Consider the following 20,063-nt stretch of genomic DNA (forward strand, 5'->3'; position numbering starts at 1 on the left):
GTCGAGGTCAGGCGCGGGATGCCACGAGGTCGGCGTGCCAGATCGCCGCGACGTCGGGGTGGGCGCGCAGCCGGGACTTGAGGGCGTTCTCGCCGTGCAGCCCGTGGATGGGGTTGCCCGGGTCCTGGGAGACCCCTCGCGCGTGCGCGGCGAGCTCCGCGGGGAGCTCGATCGGAGGCAGCTGGGCCTCGAGAGACGGATTGAAGAAGAACGGCAGCGAGATGCGGTCGTCGGGGAACCGCGGCGAGACGACGCGGTGGTTCGTCGCGGCGAGGTAGCCGTTCGTCGCGTGCTCGAGGAGTTCGCCGATGTTGACGACGAACGTCCCGGGGATCGACGGAGCGTCGACCCACACGCCGTCGCGCTCGACCTGGAGGCCGCCCTTTCCGGGCTCGACCCACAGGAGGGTGAGGACGCCGGAGTCCTTGTGCGCGCCGACACCCTGCTGCGGCTCGGGGTCGGAGGTGCCCGGGTACCGGACGATCTTCAGGAGGGTCTGCGCCTCGCCGAAGTGATCGTCGAAATAGGTCGCCGGTGCGCCGAGAGCTTCGGCCCAGGCGCGCAGGAGCGTCCGGGAGACGGAGGACAACAGCGTGGTCCATTCCTCCACGAGGGGGCGCAGCTCGGGCTGCGCCGAGGGCCAGAGGTTCGGACCCACCAGGATGGCATGGTCGGGGGCGCCCGGGTCGGTGACGGCCGGCCGTTCCGGACCGATGTCGATCTGCTCACGCCAGTCCACGCGTCCCTGGGTGAGTTCGCCCCCCACACGGGTGTAGCCGCGGAAGTGGGGGCTCTTCGTGTTCTCGATCTCGAGCTTGGCCTCGTCGGGCAGGGCGAAGAAGTCGAGGGCGGCGCGATGCATCCGCTCTTCGAGCTCAGCCGAGACTCCGGTGCCGGTCAGGTAGAAGAAGCCCACCTCGTGGGTGGCTCGCCGGAGGTCGGCGCGGAACCGTTCGGCGGCGTCGGGGCCCTGGTCGAGGAGGGACAGATCGAGGACGGGAAGGCTCGGGACAGGCATCCTTCGAGGGTAAGTGGCCGCCGGCGGACCGGGGTCAATGTTGCCGAGCGTTACCGGTCGCCGGTGACATCAGTGGAACGGGGCGGCGACGCGGTTGCGGTGGTAGTCGAAGATGATGCTGGTGCGGGTGTTGGCGACGCTTCGCTGAGCGGACAGGTGCTCGACGACGAACGCCCGCACGTCGCTCGAGTCCCGCACCGCGATGTGGATGAGGAAGTCTTCCGGGCCGCCGAGGAAGAACACCTGGATCACCTGGGGGAGCCCCCGGACCTCATGCGCGAAATCGACGATGCTCTCCTGGCGCGAACCCGGACGGAGCGTGACGTGGACCATCGCCTGCAGGCCCGCGCCGATGACGCGCTGGTTGACGCTGGCGTGGAAGCCGGTGATGACGCCGCGTTCGAGAAGCGACCGTGTGCGGGCGTGGGCCGTCGACGCGGCGACCCCGATGCGCGACGCCAGCTCGGCATTGGTGAGCCGGCCGTCGTCGGCGAGGGCTCGGACGATCTCGGCGTCGAGATCGTCGAGACGGTCACTCTCCCGAAGATCCTTCGGGGAGGATGCCGCCTCGCTGCGGCCACGGCGGGCGGCGTCACCGGAATTCGAGCTCATGGCGAAGATTCTGCCATCGTCACCCGTTCGAAACGAATGATCGCCAGGATGTTCGCGCAGCCGCACTCATCGACGAGGAGAGACATCCCATGCGCATCGGCATCCCGACGGAGATCAAGAACAACGAGAACCGCGTCGCCATCACACCCGCCGGCGTCGACGCACTGATCGCGCGCGGTCATGACGTGAGAGTGCAGTCCGGTGCGGGCGCGGGATCGCGCATCGCGGACGCCGACTTCGCCGCCGCCGGGGCGCGGATCGTGCCGGACGCCGCCGACGTCTGGGGTGAGGCGGAGCTGCTCGTCAAGGTGAAAGAGCCCGTGGCCTCGGAATACGGCTACCTCCGCGAGGACCTCACGCTCTTCGCCTACCTGCATCTGGCGGCGGATCGTCCGCTGACCGACGCGCTCCTCGCGTCGGGGACGACGGGCGTGGCGTACGAGACCGTGCAGCTCGCCGACCGCACCCTGCCGCTCCTGGCCCCGATGAGCGAGGTCGCCGGCCGCATCTCGATCGCGGTCGGTGCGCACTCGCTCATGAGCGCCGCGGGCGGGCGCGGCACGCTCCTCGGGGGCGTCGCCGGCACCCCGAAGGCCAAGGTCGTCGTGATCGGCGGCGGCGTCGCCGGTGAGCACGCCGCCGCCAACGCCTGGGGGATGGGCGCCGACGTAACCGTGATCGACATCTCGCTGCCGCGCCTGCGCGAACTCGAACGGCGATACACCGGCATCCACACCCGCGTGTCGAGCCGGTACGAGATCGCCGAGCAGGTCGCCCAGGCCGATCTCGTGATCGGCTCGGTGCTCATCCCCGGGGCGGCGGCGCCGAAGCTCGTCACGCTCGACATGGTCGCAGGGATGAAGGACGGCGCCGTGCTGGTCGACATCGCGATCGATCAGGGCGGCTGCTTCGAGGGATCGCATCCCACGACCCACGACGACCCCACCTTTCCGGTGCACCGGGCGCTGTACTACTGCGTCGCGAACATGCCCGGTGCGGTGCCGGAGACCTCGACGCGGGCCCTCACCGCCGCCACGCTGCCGTATCTCCTCGCCCTCGCCGACCAGGGGTGGGATGCCGCGGCGTCGGCCGACCATGCCCTGGCCAAGGGCCTCAACACGGCAGCCGGAAGGGTCACCAACGAGGGCGTCGCGGCGGCGTTCGGTCTGCCGTTCACGTCGCCGGGCGCGCTCACCCGCTGAGGCTGGGCGCTCATGCCCTCTCGGCCGGGGGATCGTCGGAGGGCCGTCGGGAGCCGGTGGGGTCGCGGCGACGGTCGTCGCGCGTCGTCGTCGCCGGGTCGACGAACAGCCACCCGGGGCGCGGCTCGATGAGCGGTCGGAAGAGCCGGCGCACCGGCGCCGAGGCGAGGGCGACGGTGATGACGATCGAGGCGAAGATGACCGTCGGCAGCCAGAGCCAGGTCGGCTCGAGCTGACGGAGTACCCCCGACTCCCGGAAGGGGTAGAGCACGAAGGAGTGCAGCAGGTAGACGTACATCGTGTACCGGCCGATCGCGGTCCAACGGTGCTCACCGCGAGGGATGAGCGCGAAGAACGCCACGCTCAGGAGAAGGGCCACGAGCATGAGCGCCAACCGGACGGCGCCTGCCCACCACTGGGGAGCGCCGATCTCGGCGTAGTTCTCGTCGTAGAACAGCCACTGCGAGAGGTTCATCTCCTTCCACTGCGCGATGAAGAACCACGCCGCCCAGCCGGCCGCGGCGAGGACCAGGGCCGCCGCGACCCGCACCGACACGCGTCGGCGCCGGAGCAGGTCGTACTTCTCGAGGATGCGGTGGTGGCGGAGCCACCAGCCGAGCACGAAGAACGGCAGCAGCCCGAGGGTCCGCGACAGCGAGAGCGTCGAGTCCACGTTCGGGAGGTACCCCGCCGAGATGGACACCACGAGGGTCCAGGCGAGCGGCCACCTCACGAGCGAGAGGTACGGCAGGACGAGCCGGAAGATGGCGAGGGCGAGCAGGAACCAGAGCGTCCACGACGGCTGCGTCAGGTTCGGATTGGTGCGCCCCTGGGCGAGGAAGATGGTCGCGATCCACAGGCTCTCGAAGATCAGGTACGGGAGGACGATGTCGGTGAGCACCCGGGTCATCTGTCGCCGCGTGGGCGGGTCCGACGAGGAGAAGTACCCCGAGATGAGCGCGAACGCCGGCATGTGGAAGGCGTAGACGACGAAGTACAGCGCGAGGGCGAGGTCGGAGTCGTAGGTGAGGCGCTGGATGGCATGGCCGAGGACGACGAGGACGATGCAGGCGGCGCGCGCGTTGTCCCAGATCGGCACGCGGCGGGTCCGCGCGGAGGTGGGGGCCGGAAAGCTCATCCGGGCCACCCTAACGGTGGGGAATATCGTGAGGATGTCCGCGTTTCATCCGGTACATTCAATTGCATGGATCGGGCGTACGCCGCCCGGAGAGCGAGGATCATCGTGAGCGACACGACCACCACCGGGTCTTCTGCCGCGGGAACCCCTGCAGCGGGCACACCTGTGCAGTTCGGCATCTTCACGGTGACCGACATCACGCAGGACCCGACGACGGGTCACACCCCGAGCGAGCGCGAGCGCATCGCGGCCACCGTCGAGATCGCCCGCCATGCCGAGGAGGTCGGCCTCGACGTGTTCGCCATCGGCGAACACCACAACCCCCCGTTCTGGTCGTCCTCGCCCACGACGACCCTCGCCTACATCGCCGCGCAGACCGAGAAGCTCATCCTCTCGACCTCGACGACGCTGATCACGACGAACGACCCGGTGAAGATCGCCGAGGACTACGCCATGCTCCAGCACCTCTCCGGGGGTCGCATGGACCTCATGCTGGGTCGTGGCAACACCGGCCCGGTCTACCCGTGGTTCGGCAAGGACATCCGTCAGGGCGTGCCGCTGGCGATCGAGAACTACGCGCTGCTGCACAAGCTGTGGCGTGAGGACGTCGTCGACTTCGAGGGCAAGTTCCGCACCTCGCTCCAGGGCTTCACGTCCACGCCCCGACCGCTCGACGGCGTGCCTCCCTTCGTCTGGCACGGATCGATCCGCACCCCCGAGATCGCCGAGCAGGCCGCCTATTACGGCGACGGATTCTTCGCGAACAACATCTTCTGGCCCGCCGAGCACTACCAGCGGCTCATCGGGCTCTACCGTCAGCGCTGGGCGCACTACGGCCATGGCGCTCCCGAGACGGCGATCGTCGGCATCGGCGGACAGGCATTCATGGCGAAGAATTCACAGGATGCCGTCGCGCAGTTCCGGCCCTACTTCGACAACGCCCCCGTCTACGGACACGGGCCCTCGATGGAGGACTTCACCGAGATGACTCCGCTCACGGTCGGGTCGCCGCAGCAGGTCATCGACCGCTACGCCGGCATGCGCGACCTGTTCGGCGACTTCCAGCGTCAGCTCTTCCTCGTCGACCACGCCGGTCTGCCGCTGAAGACGGTGCTCGAACAGCTCGACATGCTGGGTGGCGAGGTCGTGCCCGTGCTGCGCAAGGAGCTGGCGCAGAACCGGCCTGCCGAGGTTCCGGACGCCCCGACCCACGCCAATCGCGTCGTCGCCGCCTACGGCGACGGGCCGACCCGTGAGGCGCGCCCCCGCGCGAACCGCGGCGACAACCTGTCGGGCCCGAGCCCCTACCAGGACGCACCCGTCCCGGCAGGCGCCGCGTTCGGCATCGGTGGTGCGCGATGACCGCCCGTCGCATCGCCGTCGTGTCGGCGGGGCTGTCGAACCCGTCGTCGACGCGCATGCTGGCCGACAAGCTCGCGGCCGCCACGATCGCCGATCTCGCGGGACGCGGCATCGAGGCATCCGTCGACAGCTTCGAGCTCCGCGAGTACGCGCACGACATCACGAACAACCTGCTGACCGGTTTCGCTCCGGCGGCGCTCGAGGCGGCCATCAACACCGTCGTGTCGGCAGACGCCCTCATCGTCGTGACGCCGATCTTCTCCACGAGCTACTCGGGTCTGTTCAAGTCGTTCATCGACGTGCTCGATCCCGATGCGCTCGCCGGCATGCCGGTGCTCATCGGCGCGAACGCCGGAACGGCGAGGCACTCCCTCGCCATCGACTACGCGATCAGGCCCCTGTTCGCGTATCTGCACGCCGAGGCGGTGCCCACCGGCGTGTTCGCCGCCTCGTCCGACTGGGGTGCGCACGCCGACGACGTCAAGCCGCTCGGCGCCCGCATCGAGCGGAGTGCGCGAGAACTGGCCGACGCGATCGAGCGCCGGCCCCACGAGGCCGTGCTCGACCCGTTCGACCCGGAGTCGTACCTCGGCAAGGGCGGTTCGTTCGGTCACCTCCTCGGTGGTCTCACCGGCGAGTGACCCGGGCGGCCGTCATCGGCTCCGGCGGCGCGTGATCCGCGTCACCGCGACGTCGATGGCGGCCCCGAGAGCGACCGCCGCGACCATCGCGACGAGCACCGCGACGACCGGCTGACCCGGGAGGAGCGTGCCGACCGCTGCGCCGACGACCGCCTGATAGGCGGCCCACGCCGTCGCGGCGACGGCCGCCACGCCGAGATAGCGTCCTGCGGCCACACGTGTCGCGCCGGCGGTGAGATTCACGGCGAGACGTGCGAACGGAATGAACCGCGCCGTGAACACCACCGTCGCGGTGCCCCGCGAGAGGCGGGTCCCCGCCCATGCGAAGGCGGCGCTGACCCGCGGATGCCGCATCCACCGCCACCGCTCCAGCCCGACGGCGCGGCCTGCGGCGTAGCAGAGGGCGTCGCCGCAGAACGCCGCGAGCGCGGCCACGGCGATCACGGCCGCGAGCGGCGGTGAGCCGGCCGAGACGGCGAGGGCGCCGGCCGCCGTGACCGCGAGCTCGCCGGGCACCAACACGAGAGCCGCGTCGGCGAGGACCAGCACGAACATCGTGGGGAGGATCCACGGCCCCTCCGCGACGGCGGAGATCAGGTCGGTGAGCACGCTCGTGGGTACCAGTCCGCGGTGAACGGCGGGCGAACGGCGCCCAGGCGGCGTCCGGCAGGTGACGGCTCGGCGAGGCGGGCGTGAACAGTACGCGAACAGGCCTCCGATCAGGCGTTCGGATGCCGGGAGGCGGGCACGCTGGTGGGGTGAGAGTCGCCATGGTGACCGAGTCGTTCCTGCCCCACATGAACGGGGTGACGGGTTCGGTGCTCCGCGTGCGCGAGCACCTCGAACGCCGGGGCCACGACGTCTTCGTCGTCGCCCCGGGTGTCCGTCGTCACGAGCTCGGGATGCCGGGGCGGACGGTCGCGTCCGTGCCGATGCCCCGCTATCCGGCCGTGCGCCTCGCGGCCCCCGCGCCCGCCGCCCTCGCCCGCGAACTCGACCGGTTCGGGGCCGACGTCGTCCATCTCGCATCGCCGTTCCTGCTCGGGTGGCAGGGGCTGCTCGCCGCCGAGATGAGGCGGATGCCGTCGGTCGCCGTCTATCAGACCGATGTCATCGCCTACACGGCGCGGTACGGCATCCCGCAGGCCACGACCGTCGCCGCCTCACACATCCGCCGCCTCCACCGGCGCGCGACCCTCACGCTGGCGCCGTCCGCCGCGGCGCGCACGCAGCTTCAGGACCTCGGGGTCGACCGGGTGTCGCTGTGGGGCCGCGGGGTCGACGGCATCCGCTTCGCGCCGCACCGGCGGAGCGACCGGTGGCGGGGGGAGGTCGCCCCCGGCGAGACCGTCGTCGGCTACGTCGGCCGGCTCGCACCCGAGAAGCAGGTGGAGGACCTGGCGGCGCTCCGCGGCATCCCCGGGGTCCGTCTCGTGATCGTCGGCGACGGCCCCTCGCGTGCCGCGCTCGAGCGGCTCCTGCCGGAGGCGGTCTTCCTCGGGCACCTGCAGGGGGACGACCTGGCGGTCGCCCTGGCGAGCTTCGACGTGTTCGTGCACCCGGGGGAGAGCGAGACGTTCGGCCAGACGATCCAGGAGGCGCAGGCGAGCGGGGTGCCCGTCGTCGCCACCGGACGCGGCGGCCCCGTCGATCTCGTCCGCAGCAGCATCGACGGGTGGCTGTACCGGCCCGGCGACACCGACGACCTTCGCGCGCGGGTCCTCGACCTCGTGGGCGATCCGGCCAAACGCCGGGCGTTTGCCGAGGCGGCCCGGACGGCGGTCTCGGGACGAACCTGGGAGAGCCTGGGCGACCGGCTGATCGAGCACTACGAGCGGGCGGGCGACCTCCGCCGCATCGACGCGGGGCTTCGCGTGCGGGTGTGGCCGCGTCCCGACCTCCCCGAGAGCCGGGCTGCCGCGACCCCGCCGCCGGCGCGGCGATGGTCGCGCTACGTCGCCCTCGGCGACTCGATCACCGAGGGGCTCTGCGACACCTCGCGCATGCCCGCGGGGTCGTTCCGCGGCTGGGCCGACCGTCTCGCGCACATGCTGGCGCTCGCGGGCGCGGAGGGCGGCTCGTTCCGGTACGCCAACCTCGCCGTCCGGAGCAGGAGGGTGCGAGACGTCGTGGCCGAACAGCTCCCGGCCTGCCTGGCGCTCCGCCCCGACCTCGTGTCGCTCATGATCGGCTCGAACGACCTGATGGGCGGCCCGGTCGACATCGCCGCGCTCGCCGATCAGGTCGGCGGCGTGGTGCGCCGGCTGCGTGCGGCCGGCTGCGACGTGCTCCTGGGCACGGTCTTCCTGCCCGGGCGGCCCGCGGCGGGGCTGCTCGCCCGCCGGTTCGCGGAGTACAACGCTCGCCTGCGCACGATCGCGGCGGCGACGGGCGCGATCCTCGTCGACCTCGAGGCCGAGGCGGACCTTCAGAGCCTCGAGATGTGGGCCGACGACCGGGTGCACCTGCGCTCACGCGGGCATCGCTTCGTGGCCTACCGCGCCGCCGAGGCGCTGCGCGTCCCGCACGCCCATGCGCTCGCCGAACTCGACGAGGCGTTCCACATCGACGAGGAGCCCGCTGTGAGCGGGACGTGGCTCCGCCGCGACGCCCTGCCCTGGGTCTGGCGGCGCCTCACGGGGCGCACAGCGGGCGACGGGCTGGGCGCGAAGCAGCCCGACTACGTCGTGCTCGGCCGTCCGGGCGGCCGCGCTCGCGCGCCGCGCTGACAACCCCGGGCCGCGCTGACACCCCGGGTCAGGGGCGCCAGCGGTACTCGGCTTCCGGCCTCCCGGGAGCGCCGTAGCGGGCGCTCCGCTCGACCCGACCGCTCTCGGCGAGATGCTCCAGATACCGGCGCGCCGCGACGCGCGACATGCCCAGGTGCTCGGCCGCCTCGCGCGCCGAGACGACCTCGAGCCGGCGGATCAGCTCGGTCACCCGCTCGAGCGTGTCGGCGGCGAGCCCTTTCGGCAGCGGTGTGGCGGCTGCGGGGTGGAGCGCGCCGAGCATCGCGTCGATGTCGGCCTGGGTCGCCGTCCCGCCGGCGCGTTCGGATGCCTCGCGGAAGCGCTGGTACTGCGTCATCCGCTCGCGGAAGTCGGCGAACGTGAACGGCTTGACGAGGTAGTGAGCGGCGCCGAGCCCGATGACCTGCCGAACGGTGTCGGCCTCGCGGACGGAGGTGATCGCGATGACGTCGACCTGCCGGGCCTGGGCGCGGAGGTGACGCAGGACGTCGAGGCCGGAGCCGTCGGGCATCGTCATGTCGAGGAGGACGAGGTCGATCGCGCCCGACCGCGGGCTGTCGAAGAGCGCCCGCAGCGCCGCCCGCGCTCCACTGCATTCGCCCACCACGGTGAACCCGTCCAGGCGGTCGACGTACTGGCGGTGGAGATCGAGCGTGAGGGCCTCATCGTCGACCAGCAGCACCCCGATCATCCGTCCGCCTCCGTGGGGAGGACGACGCGGAACGTCGTCGGGTCCTGGGAGAGCGTCACGATGCCGCCGGAGCCGTCGACGATGGAGCGCACGAGAGCGAGACCCACCCCGCGGCCGGCGCGTCCCGCGGGCTTGGTCGAGAATCCGTGCTCGTACATCCGGGCGGCGACGTCAGGCGCGACGCCACGGCCGCTGTCCGAGACGGCCACGGCCAGCTCGTCCTCGGGGGTGCGGGCCATCGAGACCTCGACCCACCGCGGCGCGGCGCCCGCGGCAGCCGCGTCGAGCGCGTTGTCGATGAGGTTCCCGACGACGGAGACGGCGTCGACCGCCGACAGCACCGACCGCGGCGCGTCCGGCTCGATCTGCGCGCGCCATTCGACGCCGCGCTCCTTGGCCTGCGACGCCTTGCCGAGCAGCAGCGCACCCACCGTCGGGTCACCTTCGCGCCGCGCCGCCACCTGGTCGACCAGGATCTGGCTCTGGCGGGAGTTCTCGGCGAGGATCTCGATGGCCTCGGGCGTTCGGCCCAGCTCGAGCAGGGCGATCGCGGTGTGGAGCCGGTTGCCGTGCTCGTGCGTCTGGGCGCGGAGCGCCTCGCCGAGCGTCCGGAGCGACTCGTACGACGAGACGGCGTCGCGGATCGCCCCGGCGGGAAGGTCGCCGGCGACGCGGCGGGTCGCGCGTCTGGCGATGACCGCCCCGAGCAGGCCGGCCGCGGCCAGGGCGACCGCGATCGCGATGGCGAGGAGGATCCGCGGTCCGAGGGTCGCCGAGATGCTCCCGACCGTGACGCCGACGGAGACCCACCCGATGATCTCGTCACCCGCCGAGATCGGGACGATCGTTCGCACCGAGGGCCCCAGGGTGCCCGTGAACTCCTCGGTGAGCGCTGCGGGCGTGGCCGGGATCGTCCCGATGTAGGGCCGGCCGATCTGCGAGGCGTCGCGATGGGTGATCCGGATGCCGCGGGGATCCATGATCGTGACGAAGTCGACGTCGGCGTCGGCGATGATCTCCTCGACCTGAGGCTGGAGCACGGCGCTGGCGTCGGCCGGGTCGCCGGAGGCGAGGGCGTCACTCACCTCGGCGGTGTCGGCGATCGTCTCGGCGACCGCCTGCGTGACCCGTTCGGCCTCCCCGCGGACCGCGCGCTGGCCGTCCCACAGGAGGACGACGGCGGTGATGAGAGCGATCCCGACGACGACCGCCGCGACGAGGGCGAACACGCCCGACGCCGCGCTCCTGCCGCCTCGTCGCGCCATCACGGTGTCCTCCCGGCATCCGGATGACGCCTGCGACCAATACGACCACAACTCGGCGCCCCGTCGCACCCGTCGCACGCTGGACCCAGTCGACGGAGCTGTCGGCGCAGACAAGGACTGTCACACCTGGAGAAGACCATGGCTCTCACCTCATCGTTCCGACTCCCCGGTTACAACGCCCGCCGCGGCAAGCAGGCCTGGGACAAGCACACCTGGCTCTACATCTCGGTGATCCTCGCCGTGGTGCTCGGCGCCGTCGTCGGCCTCGTGTGGCCGACCTTCGGCGTCGCCCTCGAACCCCTCGGCAAGGCCTTCGTCAACCTCATCAAGATGATGATCGCGCCGATCATCTTCTGCACGATCGTCATCGGCGTCGGCTCGATCGCGAAGGCGGCGACCGTGGGGCGCATCGGCGGTCTCGCGCTGCTCTACTTCATGGTCATGTCGACCTTCGCTCTGGCGATCGGCCTCGTGGTCGGCAACATCATCCACCCGGGCGAAGGCCTGAACATGCAGAGCGCGACGTACGACGTCGAGGGGGCGGGGGAGGCGAAGACGACCGTCGACTTCCTCCTCGGCATCATCCCGACCACGTTCTTCTCCTCGTTCACGGGGGAGAGTGTCCTGCAGGTCCTGTTCGTCGCCCTCTTGGTGGGCTTCGCGCTGCAGCAGCTCGGCGCCAAGGGCGAGCCGATCATGGCCGCCGTGAAGAACCTGCAGACCCTCGTCTTCCGCATCCTCGGCATGATCCTGTGGCTCGCGCCGATCGGCGCCTTCGGGGCCATCGCCGCGGTGGTGGGCAAGACCGGCGTCGCCGCGATCGTCAGCCTCGGCGTCCTGATGATCGCCTTCTACATCACCTGCATCCTCTTCATCGTGGGCATCCTCGGCACCCTGCTCTACGCGGTGGCGCGGATCAACATCTTCCAGCTCATGAAGTACCTCGCCCGGGAATACCTGCTGATCGTCGGCACCTCCTCGAGTGAATCGGCGCTGCCGCGACTGATCGCGAAGATGGAGCACCTGGGCGTCTCGAAGCCGGTCGTCGGCATCACGGTGCCCACGGGCTACTCCTTCAACCTCGACGGCACGGCGATCTACCTCACGATGGCGTCGCTGTTCATCGCGGCCGGCATGGGCGCGCCGATGTCGATCCCCGAGCAGATCGGGCTCCTCGTGTTCATGATCATCGCCTCGAAGGGCGCGGCCGGCGTCACCGGCGCGGGACTCGCCACGCTCGCCGGCGGCCTGCAGGCCTACCGCCCCGACCTCGTGAACGGGGTCGGCGTGATCGTCGGCATCGACCGGTTCATGTCGGAGGGACGCGCGTTGACCAACTTCACCGGCAACGCCGTCGCGACCGTCCTCATCGGCACCTGGACGCGCGAGTTCGACCGCACGCAGGCTCGCGCCGTCCTCACGGGGGAGCGCCCGTTCGACGAGGCCACCCTCAGCGGAGGGCACGGGATGTCCGATGACACCGGCGCCGTCGACACCAAAGGACTCGAAGAGGCGGCCGTGGCCGAGATGAGCGACAAGCAGGCGCGGGCCCGGGCTCGCGGCTGACGCCTCACGACGATGAAGGGCCCGGATGCATCGGCATCCGGGCCCTTCATGGTTCGGGTCGGTCGGTCAGCCGCTCTTGCGGCGGAACTCGCGCTTGGTCACCGCGCCGTGGGCACTGTGGACGGCGGAGTCGCCGTCGAGATGCGCTTCACCGCGACGGTGCTGCGCGTTCTTCTTGTCGAGAGCCTCGCGGAACTTGCGCTTGACATCATCGGATGCCGCGCCGGGGGCTGTGTCTTCGTCGGTCATACCGCCACGATACGCAGGAGAGGGCCCCACTGATAGACTCGGCCGGGTTGCCGTATGGCATCCGCTCAATTTCATACTGAGCTCATGGAGCAGGCCCGGCAGAAAGCTGGTCCCCTGTGGTGGGTTCCCATCCGAACGGGATGGTGATCTTTCACTGGTGGCCAGCGCAGGCGGTCTTCGCGGACATCTTTCCGCACGCCCATATCTGCCTGTTCCGCTCCTTCGCACGATCTCGCGCACGAAACGCGTGAGCGAGTCTAAACAAAGAAGGAGAGACCTTTTGGAAGGTCCTGAAATCACCGCCGCTGAAGCCGTCCTCGACAATGGCCGCTTCGGTACCCGCACTGTCCGCTTCGAGACCGGACGCCTCGCTCAGCAGGCCCAGGGCGCAGTCGCCGCCTACCTCGACGAAGAGACGATGATCCTGTCGGCCACGAGCGCCGGCAAGCACCCCCGTGAGGGCTTCGACTTCTTCCCCCTGACGGTCGACGTCGAAGAGCGCTCGTACGCCGCGGGCAAGATCCCCGGATCGTTCTTCCGCCGTGAGGGCCGCCCCTCCACCGAGGCGATCCTCGTGTGCCGTCTCATCGACCGCCCGCTGCGCCCGTCGTTCGTCGACGGTCTCCGCAACGAGGTTCAGATCGTCATCACCGTCCTGTCGATCGCACCGGGCGAGTACTACGACGCCCTCGCGATCAACGCGGCATCGGCATCGACCCAGATCTCGGGTCTGCCGTTCTCCGGCCCGATCGCCGGTGTGCGCCTCGCGCTGATCCCCGGTCACGGCGAGCATGCCGACCAGTGGGTCGCGTTCCCGAACCAGGCTCAGGTCGAAGAGGCCGTGTTCGACCTGATGGTCGCCGGTCGTCTTCTGCCCGACGGCGACGTCGCGATCATGATGGTCGAAGCCGAAGCGACCGAAGGCAGCTGGAACCTCATCAAGGGCGGCGCCGTCAAGCCGAGCGAAGAGGTCGTCGCCGGTGGCCTCGAGGCCGCCAAGCCGTTCCTCAAGCAGCTCGTCGAGGCCCAGGCCGAGATGGCCGCGAGCTCGTCCCGCGCCCCGGGTGTCTACCCGGTCTTCGCGCCGTACAGCTCCGAGGTCTACGACTTCGTCGCCGGCCGTGCGTACGACGACCTGGTGAACGTCTACCAGATCGCCGACAAGCAGGAGCGTCAGGCCGCAGACGACGTCGTGAAGGACCGCGTCAAGGCGGAACTCATCGCCGCTGTCGAGGCCGACGAGCTCCCGGCGGGCGCGCCGATCGAGTTCTCCGCCGCCTACAAGTCGGTGACCAAGGTCGTCGTCCGTGGCCGCATCCTCTCCGAGGGCGTCCGCATGGACGGCCGTGGCCTGGCGGACATCCGTCCGCTCGACGCCGAGGTGCAGGTCATCCCGCGCGTCCACGGCTCCGCGGTCTTCCAGCGCGGCGAGACCCAGATCATGGGCGTCACCACGCTGAACATGCTCAAGATGGAGCAGCAGATCGACTCGCTGTCACCCACGACGAGCAAGCGCTACATGCACCACTACAACTTCCCGCCCTACTCGACCGGTGAGACCGGTCGTGTCGGCAGCCCGAAGCGTCGCGAGATCGGGCACGGCTTCCTCGCCGAGCGCGCGCTCGTGCCGGTGCTGCCCAGCCGCGAGGAGTTCCCGTACGCGATCCGTCAGGTCTCCGAGGCGCTGAGCTCCAACGGCTCCACGTCGATGGGCTCCGTCTGCGCGTCGACCCTCTCCCTGCTGAACGCGGGTGTGCCGCTGCGCGCCCCCGTCGCCGGCATCGCGATGGGTCTCGTCTCCGACCAGGTCGACGGCCAGACGCGCTACGCCGCACTGACCGACATCCTCGGCGCGGAAGACGCGCTCGGCGACATGGACTTCAAGGTCGCCGGAACGAGCGAATTCATCACGGCGATCCAGCTCGACACGAAGCTCGACGGCATCCCGTCGTCGGTGCTGACCGCCGCGCTGACGCAGGCCAAGGACGCCCGCATGACGATCCTGGGCGTTCTGAACGCCGCGATCGACGCGCCCGACGAGATGGCGGCCACCGCGCCGCGCGTCATCAGCGTGCAGATTCCGACCGACAAGATCGGCGAGCTGATCGGCCCCAAGGGCAAGACGATCAACTCGATCCAGGACGAGACCGGCGCTCAGATCTCGATCGAGGAAGACGGCACCGTGTACATCGGCGCTGTCGACGGTCCGTCCGCCGAGGCCGCGCGCGCGCAGGTCAACGCGATCGCCAACCCGACCAACCCCGAGGTCGGCGAGCAGTTCCTGGGCACCGTCGTGAAGCTCGCCGCCTTCGGCGCCTTCGTGTCGCTGCTTCCGGGCAAGGACGGCCTGCTGCACATCAGCGAGGTCCGCAAGCTCGCCGGTGGCAAGCGTGTCGAGAACGTCGAAGACGTGCTCGGTGTCGGCCAGAAGATCCTCGTGCGCATCACGAAGATCGACGACCGCGGCAAGCTGTCGCTGGAGCCGGTCGTCGAGGAGCCCGCAGATCAGGAAGGCTCCGCAGCCGCGAGCGAGGGCCCCGAGGCTCCCGCCGAAGGCTGATCCTCCTCTCGTCGAATGCCCGTTCCTCCCGTTTCGGAGGGGCGGGCATTCGCCGTTCCCAGGCGGCTCCGTCGCACGTGATGAAACCGTTACGGAATCGGCCCGTCGGGAGTGCCCGGATGCTCGGCTGTACGCCCGGGCTGCCCTTACCCTCGGAGTAACGACATCGGGCCCTCGGAGTTTCGATATCGGGCCGCTCGACGTCACGACATCGAGCCCCGGTGCGACGCATCGGGGTGAGCGGTGACGCGGATCCTCGATCGCTCCGCATGGAGGAATCATGGCAGCGACCCACGCCGGGAGTGGCACGCCCCGCGTCGCCGAGCCCCGCGTGCACCCCTCCGGTCCACTGCCCGTCTCGGGAGCTCCGCTCGGTCGATCCCTGCGGGTGCCCCTCGGAGAGACCGGCTTCTCCGTCTTCCCGCTCGTCCTCGGCGGCGCCGAGTTCGGCTGGCACGTCGACATCGCCGCGGCTCACGCGATCCTCGACACCTATGTGCGCCGCGGTGGCAACGCCGTCCACACGTCGGACAGCTACGCCGCCGGTCGCAGCGAACACGTGATGGGCCAGTGGCTCCGCTCCCGCGGCACGCGGGACGATGTCGTGCTCGCCGTGCGGGTGGGGCGCAACCCCGACAATCCTGGGCTCGGCTCCATCAACCTCGTGCGTGCGGTCGAGGCGTCGCTCACGCGTCTGGGCACCGATCGCATCGATGTGCTCTACCTCGACGGCTCCGCCGACCGGGTGACCGTGCTCGAAGACACGCTGGCCACCGCCGAGTGGCTCGTCGACGCGGGCAAGGTGCGGGCTCTCGGCACCTCCGGTCACACGGCCGCCCAGCTGGTCGAGGCCCGCATCCTCTCTGCCGCGGGCTACCCCCGCTTCGCGGCGCTCGATGTGCCGTACAACGTGCTCCGCAGAGAGGAGTTCGACGGCGACCTGCGTCTGGTGGCCGGTGCGCAGGGCATCGCGGTCACACCCTCGCAGGCTCTCGAGCACGGATACCTCTCCGGTGCGCACCGCGAGCGCGACCGGGTCGGCTCCTCGGTGCGCGGCAGGCAGCTCGCCGCGAACATGAACCGCCGCGGCGCGCGCACCCTCCGCGCGCTCGACCACGTCGCGGGGGAGCTGGGCGTGCCGACGGCCGCCGTCGCGATCGGATGGCTCCTCGCGCAGCGCGTCGTCGTCGCGCCGATCGTGAACGCGTACGCCCCGGCTCATGTCGAGGAGCTCGTGCAGGGCACCGGCGTGCACCTCAGCCGTGCGCATCTCGCAGATATCGCCCGGGCCGCGGAGTGAGCGCCCCCTGACGTAGAGTGGAATGAGCCGTGGTCACCCGCGGTGTGGGACGACGAAGCGAGCGACGACGTGACGCACTATCTCTATCTCGTGCGCCATGGTGAGCACCTCGACGCCGAGCACGGTCTGGCCGACGGCCCGTTGTCTCCGCGGGGCCGCCGCCAGGCAGACCTCCTCGCCGACCGTTTGTCGGGCGTGCCGCTGACGAATGTCTGGCATTCGCCGCTCGAGCGGGCCGCCGAGACGGCGCGCGCCGTCTCCCAGCGGCTGCCCTCCGTCGACCCGGAGCCCACCGCGCTCCTGTTCGACTGCGTGCCGAGCGGTCTCTCCTCCGGCACCCCCTCGGTGTACGAGCCGTTCTTCGGCGGCGTGACCGAGGCCGAGATCGACGCGGGCTCCGCGCAGATGGCCGATGCGACGGCCGAGTTCCTCGCGCACCGCCCGAATGCGCACGAACTCCTCATCACCCACAACTTCGTCATCGCCTGGTTCGTGCGCGAGGTCCTGCAGGCTCCCGAGTGGCGCTGGCTCACGATCAACCAGGCCCACTGCGGGCTGACCGTCCTCGCCCAGCGCGCGGGACGACCGTGGACCCTGGTGACCCACAACGACCTCGCGCACCTTCCGATGGAGCTTCGCACCGGCCTTCCCGAGGCCCCGCTGATCTGACGGGTCCGGCCCGGGCCGTCCTAGGCTGATCGGATGCCACAGCCCGCCGCCGAGATCACGCTCACCGCGGAGCAGGTGGCGCAGCTGGTGCGCGAGCAGCATCCGTCGTTCGCCGGCCCCATCGGCACGGTCTCTCACGGCTGGGACAACGACGTGTTCCGACTCGGCGACCGCTGGGCCGTCCGGGCGCCGCGACGGCGGCCGGCGGTCGCGCTGATCGAGAACGAGCAGCGGTGGCTTCCGGAGATCGCGGAGCGGATGCCGGTGGCCGTGCCTGCTCCGGTCGCGACCGGCATCCCCGGGGCGCTCTTCCCGTGGCCGTGGAGCATCGTGCCGTGGTTCGACGGGGTGAGCGCCGCCGGTGTCAGTGCTTCGGGCCGCGACCGGCTCGCCCCCGCTGTCGCCGCGGGCGTGGTCGCCCTGCACACCGACGCCCCCGCGGATGCGCCGGTCAACGCGTTCCGGGGCGTCGCCCTGCGGAAGCGCGCCGACGCGGTCGAGCCCCGGCTCACGGGGTCACCGGAGCTGATGGCTCAGTGGCGCGACGGGTGCGCTGCGCCCGAGTGGCCGGGCGCGCCCGTCTGGGTGCACGGCGACCTGCACGTCGGCAACCTCATCTGCCGCGGCGGTGAGCTCCGCGCCATCATCGACTTCGGCGACCTGACCTCCGGCGATCCCGCCTGCGATCTCGCGGTCGCGTGGCTCGCGTTCACCACAGACGGCCGCGCGGTCTTCCGGGCCGAACTGCAGGGGCGCTACGACCCGCACATCTGGCGGCGCGCCAGGGCCTGGGCCGTGGCGATCGCCTCGCTCGTCGCGGATGCCGACGACGCCTCTCTCCGGGAGATGTCCGCCCACGCGGTCGCCCAGCTCCTCACCGACACCGCAGACTGACACGGCCGGTTTGGTCGACCACGCCCGGAGGGGAAGAATCGACCGGTGCTCGATGGCCCCCTCCTCGCTGATTGGCTTCCCGTCTCGGCGACCGCGCTGGCGTTCCTGATCGTGGCGGCGGGGCTCGCGGGATGGGTCGACGCCGTCGTCGGCGGGGGAGGCCTCATCCAGCTGCCCGCGCTCGTCATCGGGATGCCCAAGGACGTCGCGACGCCGTTCATCCTGGGCACGAACAAGCTGTCGTCGTTCTTCGGCACGCTGTCGGCCAGTTGGGTCTACCTCCGCCGCATCCGTGTGCACCTCGCGCTCCTGATCCCGCTGGTGGTCGGCGCCTTCGGCGGTTCCGCAGTCGGCGCCGCACTCTCGCGGTACGTGCCGCGGGAGGTGCTGACACCCGTGGTCCTCGTTGCGGTCGTCATCGTGGCGGTCTACACGCTCCTGCGCCCGAAGATGGGTCTGCATCACGAGCCCCGCCACACCGGTCGCGCCGCGGTCGCCTGGCGGTCGGGGCTGATCGGGGTCCTGGTGGGCTTCTACGACGGCATCCTGGGCCCGGGAACCGGATCGTTCTTCGTGATCCTCCTCGTCGGCGTGCTGGGCTTCGGCTTCCTGCAGGCGAGCGTGAACGCGAAGATCGCCAACCTGACGACGAACCTCGCCGCGCTGATCGTCTACGGGGTGCACGGCGAGATCATCCTGCTGCTGGGCATCGCGATGGCCGCCGCCAACATGACCGGGGGTTTCCTCGGAGCCCACATGGCCACGAAGAACGGAAACGGGTTCGTCCGCATCGTCTTCCTCGTCGTGCTGTCGCTGCTGATCGTCAAACTCGCCGCCGACACGATCGCGCAATTCACCGCCGCGTAGGCTGGGCCCATGACGACGCGCGTGGCCCTGGTGGGCGGCACCGGCAAACTCGGCAGCATCATCGCCGAGGTGATCGCCGCGACCGACGGTTTCGAGGTCGTCGCGACGCTCGGCTCCGCAAGCGACCTCAGCGAGATCGACGGCGCCGACCTCGTCGTCGACGCATCGACACCCGCCGTGTCGATCGATGTGGTCCGCGCGGCCGTCGAGCGCGGCATCCACGTGCTCGTCGGCACGTCGGGCTGGTCCGCCGCCCGCATCGCCGGCATCCGTCCGCTCGTCGACGCGGCCGGTACGGGGGCGGTGTTCATCCCGAACTTCTCGCTCGGCTCGGTCATCGGGTCGGCGATCGCCGCGGCATCCGCACGGTTCTTCCCCTCGATCGAGATCGTCGAGACCCACCGCGAGACGAAGGTGGACTCTCCGAGCGGCACCGCGGTGCGGACGGCCGAACTCATCGCCGCGGCACGGTCCACGGCCGGGCCGGTCGAAGCGCCGCACGCCGATCAGCGCGCCCGCGGACAGCAGATCGCCAGCATCCCGGTCCACTCGCTCCGCCGCCCGGGCGTGATCGCGCGTCAGGAGACCATCCTGTCGGGTCCGGGGGAGTCGCTCTCCATCGTCCACGACACGATCGATCCCGCAGCGGCCTACGCTCCCGGCATCCGGGTCGCCCTCGTCGCCGCTCGTGACGCCCGCGGCGTCGTGATCGGTCTCGACTCGATGATCGATATCGGCGTACGCACGCCCGGTGAGCGTCCCGCGGGCGCACCTGTCCTCGACCCGCCGTCGGGGCAGGTCGCACGGGGCACCGGCGCATGACCACACGCATCGGCGTCGCGATCGTCGCGGCGGTCCTGGGGCTCTACGTCGTGCTCGTCGGGCACCGGGCGTGGCTGCTCGTGACCAGCGGAGACCCCGTCGGCGTGGCGATGGGCGTCGCGATGGTGATCCTCCCCGTGGTCGCGGTCTGGGCGCTGTGGCGCGAGCTCAGCTTCGGAATCGGTGCGCAGCGCCTCGGACGCCGTCTCGCCGAGGACGGTGCGCTTCCCGACGAGGAGCTGACTCTCCGCCCGAGCGGACGACCCGTCGCGGCGGAGGCCGACGCCCTCTTCCCGGCCTATCGCGATGCGGTCGAGGCCGCCCCCGATGACTGGCGGGCCTGGTACCGGATGGGCCTGCTGTACGACGGTTCGGGAGACCGCCGCCGTGCCCGCGGGGCGATCCGGACGGCGATCACGCTCGAACGCGCCGACCGCCGGCGCTGACGGTCGAACCG

Annotated in this window: 19 protein-coding genes; 12 read left to right on the top strand and 7 right to left on the bottom strand. The window is 70.7% G+C overall.

The window, feature by feature from the left end:
• Nucleotides 1-7 precede the first annotated feature (7 nt).
• Together ACJJV7_RS03600 and ACJJV7_RS03605 are read right to left on the bottom strand one after the other, a co-directional pair.
• Nucleotides 8-1,018, bottom strand: coding sequence for an isopenicillin N synthase family dioxygenase (locus ACJJV7_RS03600; protein WP_405372550.1), 1,011 nt, complete (start codon nt 1,016-1,018; stop codon nt 8-10).
• A 69-nt stretch (nt 1,019-1,087) separates the two neighbouring features.
• Nucleotides 1,088-1,630: an Lrp/AsnC family transcriptional regulator gene (locus ACJJV7_RS03605; RefSeq protein WP_405372551.1), complete on the bottom strand. Its 543-nt coding sequence runs from the start codon at nt 1,628-1,630 to the stop codon at nt 1,088-1,090.
• Between the two features lie 89 nt (nt 1,631-1,719).
• Between ACJJV7_RS03605 and ald the strand changes: the two genes are divergently transcribed.
• Nucleotides 1,720-2,832, top strand: coding sequence for an alanine dehydrogenase (gene ald, locus ACJJV7_RS03610; RefSeq protein WP_405372552.1), 1,113 nt, complete (start codon nt 1,720-1,722; stop codon nt 2,830-2,832).
• A 10-nt stretch (nt 2,833-2,842) separates the two neighbouring features.
• Here ald and ACJJV7_RS03615 read toward each other — a convergent pair whose 3' ends face one another.
• Entirely contained in the window at nt 2,843-3,970 is a 1,128-nt protein-coding gene (locus ACJJV7_RS03615) for an acyltransferase family protein (protein WP_405372553.1), read from the bottom strand.
• A 165-nt stretch (nt 3,971-4,135) separates the two neighbouring features.
• Here ACJJV7_RS03615 and ACJJV7_RS03620 point away from each other — a divergent pair, with 165 nt between their 5' ends.
• Nucleotides 4,136-5,332, top strand: a complete 1,197-nt coding sequence (locus ACJJV7_RS03620; protein ID WP_405372626.1) for an LLM class flavin-dependent oxidoreductase — start codon at nt 4,136-4,138, stop codon at nt 5,330-5,332.
• Nucleotides 5,329-5,973 (top strand): FMN reductase, encoded by a 645-nt coding sequence (locus ACJJV7_RS03625; protein ID WP_405372554.1) that lies wholly within the window; start codon nt 5,329-5,331, stop codon nt 5,971-5,973. Before ACJJV7_RS03620 ends, ACJJV7_RS03625 begins: the two co-directional genes overlap by 4 nt.
• A 12-nt stretch (nt 5,974-5,985) precedes the next feature.
• Here ACJJV7_RS03625 and ACJJV7_RS03630 read toward each other — a convergent pair whose 3' ends face one another.
• Complete coding sequence (locus ACJJV7_RS03630) at nt 5,986-6,582, bottom strand: DedA family protein (protein WP_405372555.1); 597 nt, start codon at nt 6,580-6,582, stop codon at nt 5,986-5,988.
• Nucleotides 6,583-6,731: 149 nt separating this feature from the next.
• On the opposite strand from ACJJV7_RS03630, the gene ACJJV7_RS03635 reads away from it, so the two are divergent.
• Nucleotides 6,732-8,702: a GDSL-type esterase/lipase family protein gene (locus ACJJV7_RS03635; protein WP_405372556.1), complete on the top strand. Its 1,971-nt coding sequence runs from the start codon at nt 6,732-6,734 to the stop codon at nt 8,700-8,702.
• A gap of 28 nt (nt 8,703-8,730) precedes the next feature.
• Here the strand turns inward: ACJJV7_RS03635 and ACJJV7_RS03640 are convergent, their stop codons facing one another.
• Together ACJJV7_RS03640 and ACJJV7_RS03645 are read right to left on the bottom strand one after the other, a co-directional pair.
• Nucleotides 8,731-9,414, bottom strand: coding sequence for a response regulator (locus ACJJV7_RS03640; protein ID WP_405372557.1), 684 nt, complete (start codon nt 9,412-9,414; stop codon nt 8,731-8,733).
• Nucleotides 9,411-10,679, bottom strand: a complete 1,269-nt coding sequence (locus ACJJV7_RS03645; RefSeq protein WP_405372558.1) for an ATP-binding protein — start codon at nt 10,677-10,679, stop codon at nt 9,411-9,413. The genes ACJJV7_RS03640 and ACJJV7_RS03645 overlap by 4 nt, the downstream gene beginning before the upstream one ends.
• Before the next feature lie 138 nt (nt 10,680-10,817).
• Between ACJJV7_RS03645 and ACJJV7_RS03650 the strand changes: the two genes are divergently transcribed.
• The gene (locus tag ACJJV7_RS03650) at nt 10,818-12,245 is read left to right on the top strand and encodes a cation:dicarboxylate symporter family transporter (RefSeq protein WP_405372559.1); all 1,428 of its coding nucleotides are present in this window, start codon (nt 10,818-10,820) and stop codon (nt 12,243-12,245) included.
• 66 nt (nt 12,246-12,311) lie between these two features.
• Here the strand turns inward: ACJJV7_RS03650 and ACJJV7_RS03655 are convergent, their stop codons facing one another.
• Entirely contained in the window at nt 12,312-12,494 is a 183-nt protein-coding gene (locus ACJJV7_RS03655; protein ID WP_405372560.1) for a DUF5302 domain-containing protein, read from the bottom strand.
• A gap of 280 nt (nt 12,495-12,774) precedes the next feature.
• Between ACJJV7_RS03655 and ACJJV7_RS03660 the strand changes: the two genes are divergently transcribed.
• The 7 genes from ACJJV7_RS03660 to ACJJV7_RS03690 all read left to right on the top strand — a co-directional run bounded on the left by ACJJV7_RS03660 (nt 12,775) and on the right by ACJJV7_RS03690 (nt 20,052).
• Entirely contained in the window at nt 12,775-15,054 is a 2,280-nt protein-coding gene (locus ACJJV7_RS03660) for a polyribonucleotide nucleotidyltransferase (RefSeq protein WP_405372561.1), read from the top strand.
• 280 nt (nt 15,055-15,334) lie between these two features.
• Complete coding sequence (locus tag ACJJV7_RS03665; protein WP_405372562.1) at nt 15,335-16,354, top strand: aldo/keto reductase; 1,020 nt, start codon at nt 15,335-15,337, stop codon at nt 16,352-16,354.
• Between the two features lie 69 nt (nt 16,355-16,423).
• Complete coding sequence (locus ACJJV7_RS03670; protein ID WP_405372627.1) at nt 16,424-17,023, top strand: histidine phosphatase family protein; 600 nt, start codon at nt 16,424-16,426, stop codon at nt 17,021-17,023.
• Nucleotides 17,024-17,056: 33 nt separating this feature from the next.
• Nucleotides 17,057-17,917 carry an aminoglycoside phosphotransferase family protein gene (locus tag ACJJV7_RS03675; RefSeq protein ID WP_405372563.1) on the top strand — a complete coding sequence of 287 codons (861 nt, stop codon included), beginning with the start codon at nt 17,057-17,059 and terminating at the stop codon, nt 17,915-17,917.
• A gap of 45 nt (nt 17,918-17,962) precedes the next feature.
• Complete coding sequence (locus tag ACJJV7_RS03680) at nt 17,963-18,784, top strand: sulfite exporter TauE/SafE family protein (RefSeq protein WP_405372564.1); 822 nt, start codon at nt 17,963-17,965, stop codon at nt 18,782-18,784.
• A gap of 9 nt (nt 18,785-18,793) precedes the next feature.
• Nucleotides 18,794-19,606: a 4-hydroxy-tetrahydrodipicolinate reductase gene (locus ACJJV7_RS03685; protein ID WP_405372565.1), complete on the top strand. Its 813-nt coding sequence runs from the start codon at nt 18,794-18,796 to the stop codon at nt 19,604-19,606.
• Entirely contained in the window at nt 19,603-20,052 is a 450-nt protein-coding gene (locus ACJJV7_RS03690) for a hypothetical protein (protein WP_405372566.1), read from the top strand. The genes ACJJV7_RS03685 and ACJJV7_RS03690 overlap by 4 nt, the downstream gene beginning before the upstream one ends.
• Nucleotides 20,053-20,063 lie beyond the last annotated feature (11 nt).

Source organism: Microbacterium sp. Ld4 (genome assembly GCF_045066555.1).
Taxonomy (GTDB): domain Bacteria; phylum Actinomycetota; class Actinomycetes; order Actinomycetales; family Microbacteriaceae; genus Microbacterium.

What these genes read in the sequence shown, in the direction of transcription:
- ACJJV7_RS03600 (WP_405372550.1), bottom strand. Translation starts at nt 1,018, where the DNA reads ATGCCTGTCCCGAGCCTTCCCGTCCTCGATCTGTCCCTCCTCGACCAG.
- ACJJV7_RS03605 (WP_405372551.1), bottom strand. Translation starts at nt 1,630, where the DNA reads ATGAGCTCGAATTCCGGTGACGCCGCCCGCCGTGGCCGCAGCGAGGCG.
- ald (WP_405372552.1), top strand. Translation starts at nt 1,720, where the DNA reads ATGCGCATCGGCATCCCGACGGAGATCAAGAACAACGAGAACCGCGTC.
- ACJJV7_RS03615 (WP_405372553.1), bottom strand. Translation starts at nt 3,970, where the DNA reads ATGAGCTTTCCGGCCCCCACCTCCGCGCGGACCCGCCGCGTGCCGATC.
- ACJJV7_RS03625 (WP_405372554.1), top strand. Translation starts at nt 5,329, where the DNA reads ATGACCGCCCGTCGCATCGCCGTCGTGTCGGCGGGGCTGTCGAACCCG.
- ACJJV7_RS03640 (WP_405372557.1), bottom strand. Translation starts at nt 9,414, where the DNA reads ATGATCGGGGTGCTGCTGGTCGACGATGAGGCCCTCACGCTCGATCTC.
- ACJJV7_RS03645 (WP_405372558.1), bottom strand. Translation starts at nt 10,679, where the DNA reads ATGGCGCGACGAGGCGGCAGGAGCGCGGCGTCGGGCGTGTTCGCCCTC.
- ACJJV7_RS03650 (WP_405372559.1), top strand. Translation starts at nt 10,818, where the DNA reads ATGGCTCTCACCTCATCGTTCCGACTCCCCGGTTACAACGCCCGCCGC.
- ACJJV7_RS03655 (WP_405372560.1), bottom strand. Translation starts at nt 12,494, where the DNA reads ATGACCGACGAAGACACAGCCCCCGGCGCGGCATCCGATGATGTCAAG.
- ACJJV7_RS03665 (WP_405372562.1), top strand. Translation starts at nt 15,335, where the DNA reads ATGGCAGCGACCCACGCCGGGAGTGGCACGCCCCGCGTCGCCGAGCCC.
- ACJJV7_RS03675 (WP_405372563.1), top strand. Translation starts at nt 17,057, where the DNA reads ATGCCACAGCCCGCCGCCGAGATCACGCTCACCGCGGAGCAGGTGGCG.
- ACJJV7_RS03685 (WP_405372565.1), top strand. Translation starts at nt 18,794, where the DNA reads ATGACGACGCGCGTGGCCCTGGTGGGCGGCACCGGCAAACTCGGCAGC.
- ACJJV7_RS03690 (WP_405372566.1), top strand. Translation starts at nt 19,603, where the DNA reads ATGACCACACGCATCGGCGTCGCGATCGTCGCGGCGGTCCTGGGGCTC.